The 3401-nt window shown below is 70.9% G+C and carries 4 protein-coding genes; 2 read left to right on the forward strand and 2 right to left on the reverse strand.

The window, feature by feature from the left end; genetic code table 11:
- Positions 1-19: 19 nt before the first annotated feature.
- Positions 20-694, forward strand: a complete 675-nt coding sequence (gene deoC, locus ACHFFZ_RS12660; protein ID WP_394276965.1) for a deoxyribose-phosphate aldolase — start codon at positions 20-22, stop codon at positions 692-694.
- An 82-nt stretch (positions 695-776) separates the two neighbouring features.
- Here the strand turns inward: deoC and ACHFFZ_RS12665 are convergent, their stop codons facing one another.
- Together ACHFFZ_RS12665 and ACHFFZ_RS12670 are read right to left on the reverse strand one after the other, a co-directional pair.
- Positions 777-1040, reverse strand: a complete 264-nt coding sequence (locus ACHFFZ_RS12665) for a metal-sensitive transcriptional regulator (RefSeq protein WP_394276966.1) — start codon at positions 1038-1040, stop codon at positions 777-779.
- Between the two features lie 4 nt (positions 1041-1044).
- A complete protein-coding gene (locus ACHFFZ_RS12670; RefSeq protein ID WP_394276967.1) occupies positions 1045-1632 on the reverse strand; it encodes a rhodanese-like domain-containing protein in 588 nt (195 codons plus the stop codon).
- A gap of 71 nt (positions 1633-1703) precedes the next feature.
- Here ACHFFZ_RS12670 and ACHFFZ_RS12675 point away from each other — a divergent pair, with 71 nt between their 5' ends.
- The gene (locus ACHFFZ_RS12675; RefSeq protein WP_394276968.1) at positions 1704-3359 is read left to right on the forward strand and encodes an FAD-dependent oxidoreductase; all 1656 of its coding nucleotides are present in this window, start codon (positions 1704-1706) and stop codon (positions 3357-3359) included.
- Positions 3360-3401: the final 42 nt, after the last annotated feature.

A 3401-nucleotide genomic window follows, 5' to 3' on the forward strand; every position in this document is an offset into this window, starting at 1 on the left:
CACCACCTAGTCTGGACACATGACAGACCTGACCCGTTCCGCCGTCGCCCAGATGATCGACCACACCCTGCTCAAGACCGATGCCACGCCCGAGCAGGTGCTGGCGCTGGCCGACGAGGCTCGCGAGCTGGGCACCTATTCCATCTGCGTCTCGCCGAACATGCTGGCCACCCCGGACCTGCGCGAGCGCCTGGGCGAGGTGAAGCTGGCCACCGTGTGCGGTTTCCCTTCGGGCAAGCACACCGCCGCCATGAAGGCCTCCGAGGCGCGCGAGTCGGTGGCCCTGGGCGCCGACGAGGTGGACATGGTGATCGACGTCGGCCTGTTGCGCGCCGGTGATGACCAGGCGCTGGCCCACGAGATCTCCGCGGTCAAGGCCGAGGTGCCCAGCCCCAAGGTGCTGAAGGTGATCATCGAAGCCGCCAGCCTGTCCGACGACGAGGTCGAGCGCGCCTGCCGTGCCGCCGAGGCTGCGGGGGCCGACTTCGTCAAGACCTCCACCGGTTTCCACGGCGATGGCGGCGCCAGCCTGCACGCCGTCGAGCTGATGGCCGCCACCGTTGGTGGACGCCTGGGTGTCAAGGCCTCCGGCGGCATCCGCGACTGGGCCACGGCCACCGCGATGGTTGAGGCCGGCGCCACCCGACTGGGCGTCTCGGCCAGCCGCGCGATCCTGGACGGCGCCGAGGCCTGATCCGGTCACCACGCTGAACCACCCGACGAGGGCCCGGCCGACCGGCCGGGCCCTCGCCATGTCCGGGGTTGCCCGGCGAGGTTCAGGCGAGCGAGAGGAAGAGCTTCTCCATCGCGGCAAGGTCTTCTTCCCTGTCGGGGTTGTCATCGCCCAGGCAGCGCTGCATGCCGGTGCTGATCAGGGCGAAACCGGCCCGGTCGACGGCCTTGCTGCAGGCGGAGAGCTGGGTGAGCACGTCGCGGCAGTCCCGCTCCTCCTCGATCATCCGCAGGACGGCGGCCAACTGGCCTTGGGCGCGACGCAGTCGCTTGGTGACGGCGTCGAGTTCGTCGGCTGGGATCTCCATGGTCTCATCGTGCCTGACGCCGGGCCCGCAGCGCGTGGCGCACCGAGTCGGGGGTGGGGCAGCTGCGGGCCTGGTTCCATGGTGCCCTGGCGAGCAGCGCGGCCATGCCGCACGTGTCGGACAGGCCCGAGTAGAGCAGCCCGGTGCCGATCCCGGCGCTGAGCCACTTGGCCCTCGACACACGGGTGCTGGCGAGGATGCCGGCCAGCACAATGCCACCGGCGACGGCGCGCACCTGCCGCTCCATCGCCCAGGGGCCGCCCTCTTGGCTGGTGGTGGGCAGCTGGGCCTGCTGCCAGGCCTGCATCCCACCCGTGAGGACGTGGGCGCGAGGCCCGATGTGCTCGGCGAGCGCGACCGAGGCCTGGTTGGCGCGGTTGTCGGTGCGGCAGACGAGCAGCACCTCCCCCGGCATCTCCTCGGCCAGCGGGCTGGCCTGGGCCTTGAGCAGGTCCAGCGGGATGTTGACGGCCCCGTCGAGGTGGCCTCCGGCGAACTCGGCAGGCGTGCGGACGTCGACGAGCAGCGGTGCGTCCTGGCCGGTGATCCAGTCGTGCGCGGTGCGGGCGTCGAGCTGGGTGGGGTGCGTCATGGTCTCTCCTGGACTCCTGAGTGGCAACGATCGACTTGAACCTATACCCCCAGGGGTATTAGGTTCAAGTCATGGACATCGTCATCATCGGAGGCGTCGCCGCGGGAATGTCTGCCGCCGCACGCCTTCGCCGTCTCGACGAGACGGCCACCATCACCGTCATCGAACGCTCCGGCAACATCTCCTTCGCCAACTGCGGCCTGCCCTACCACGTGGGCGGCGTCATCGAGGAGCGCGAGAGCCTGCTGCTGCAGACCCCGAAGGCCATCAAGGACCGCTTCGAGATCACCGCGCTGGTGGGCACCGAGGCCACCGCCATCGACCGGGAGCGCCGCGAAGTGCACGTCACCGAGCTGGCCAGCGGCACCGAGCAGGTGTTGCACTACGACCACTTGGTGCTCGCCCCCGGCGCCCACCCGGTGCGCCCACCAATCCCCGGGATCGAGCGCGCCCTGGGCCTTCGCACCGTCGAGGATGTCGACGCCATCATCGCCGCACTGGAAGGGGACGGCGAGCATCCCGCCCCGCGCACCGCCACCGTGATCGGCGGCGGCTTCATTGGGCTGGAACTGGCCGAGAACCTGCTGCACCGCGGCCTGGCCGTGACCATCGTCGAGGCCACCGACCAGGTGATGGCACCGCTGGACCCCGAGATGGTCGCACCGGTGCACGAGGCCCTGCGCGCGGCGGGAGTGGACCTGCGCCTGGGCAGTGGGGTGACCGCCATCGGTGAGCAGGACGTCACCCTGGCCGACGGCAGCACTGTGCCCGCCGAGCTTGTGGTGGCTGCCATCGGGGTGCAGCCCGATTCCCGGCTGGCCGAGCAGGCCGGCCTCGAGCTCGGCCCGCGCGGTGCGATCGTCGTGGACGAGAACTGGCGCACCAGCGACCCGCACGTCTTCGCTGCCGGTGACGCCGTCACCAAGGTCGACGCCCTCGACGGCTCCACTGCCCTGGTGCCGCTGGCCAACACCGCCAACCTGCAGGGCCGTCGCATCGCCGACGTGATCGCCGGCCGCCAGGTGCGCGAGCGTGGCGTGCTGGGCACCGCCATCGTCGGACTGCTGGGCCTGCAGGTGGCCGCCACCGGCTGGAACGAGAAGCGCCTGCGCGCCGCCGAGCACCCCCACCGGGTCATCCACACCCATCCGTCCGACCACGCCGGCTACTACCCGGGCGCCAGCACCATGGCACTGAAGCTGCTCGTCGACCCCACCGATGACCGCATCCTGGGTGCGCAGGGCGTCGGGCAGGCCGGCGTGGACAAGCGCATCGACGTCATCGCCACCGCCATCACCGGCGGCATCACCGCCAGCGGACTGGCCGAGCTGGAGCTGGCCTATGCCCCGCAGTTCGCCTCGGCGAAGGACCCGGTGAACATGCTCGGCTTCATCGCCGAGAACCTTGCCACCGGTACCACCAGCACCGTGCAGTGGCACGAGCTGGACGAGCTGCGGCGGCAGGGGCGAGCGGTCATCGACGTGCGCACCCCGGCAGAGTTCGCCGCCGGAGCCATCGATGGCGCGGTGAACATTCCAGTCGACGAGCTGCGTGGTCGCCTCGACGAGGTGCACGAGTTGTCCACCGGCGGCGCTCCGGTGGTGCACTGCGCCGTGGGGATCCGTGGCCACATCGCCTGCCGGATCCTCGACGGGCATGGCATCGAGGCGTTCAACCTGGACGGAGGCTGGCGCACCTGGCAGGCCGGTCACGCCGCCGGGGCCTGAGCGCGTGGCAGCCCGCGGGCCGGCGTCAAAGCCGGTCAGAGC

It is taken from the genome of Luteococcus sp., from assembly GCF_043424415.1.
Taxonomy (GTDB): Bacteria; Actinomycetota; Actinomycetes; order Propionibacteriales; family Propionibacteriaceae; genus Luteococcus.